Annotated in this window: 1 protein-coding gene; it reads right to left on the bottom strand. The window is 73.4% G+C overall.

Annotated features, from left to right (window positions below; genetic code table 11):
• A partial coding sequence (locus tag AC27KI_RS26625; protein WP_487116888.1) for a TonB-dependent receptor domain-containing protein occupies positions 1–668 on the bottom strand: 668 nt, incomplete at both ends.

Below are 668 nucleotides of genomic sequence, written 5' to 3'. Positions count from 1 at the left end.
CGCCCCTGCGACTGGCGCCGCGTGCCGCCGGCCAGCCGGTCGTCCACGGCCTGCCGGAAGCGGTCGTGGCGCAGGCCCAGCAACGCCTGCCACCGCGGCGCCAGTTCGATCTGGTCCTGCAGGTACAGGCCCAGGCCGCGCTGGTGCTCGTCGGTGGACAGGAAATCCTGCGTCGCAGGCCGCTCGTCGCTGTACACGGGCTGGCGCACGTCGATGCCATCGGCCTGCCAGGTGCCGGCCGGCGACTGCTGCATGACCTGTGAGAGCCGGAAGCGAAACACCTCCATCCCCGCCAGCAGCGTGTGCCGCAGTCCGCCCGCCTCCCACTGCCCCTGCAGATCGAGCTGGCCCGAGCGGTCGCTGGAGGCGAAATCGCGCCAGCGCCGCTGGCGCCACAGCCAGCCGCGTGCCTCCAGGTCGGCCAGCGCCTCGCCGTAGCCGTGGCCGTAGGTGGTGAAGCCCACCATGGTGCCGCGCCGCGCCATCAGCCCCGCATGCACGCGCCAGTCGGGGGCCAGGGCGTGGTCCAGCAGCCACTGGTGCGTCTGGTTGACCATGGCCAGGTCGCCGTCGCCGGGATCGCCATAGAAGTGCGTGACCGGCACGGTGCCTAACTGCCCGCCGAGCGCCACCACGCCCCGGTCCAGCGGCGCGCGCTGGCGCAGCCA

The sequence above is a fragment of the Acidovorax sp. KPB24-03 genome, from assembly GCF_057546605.1.
This window is presented reverse-complemented; position numbering and strand designations above follow the sequence as displayed.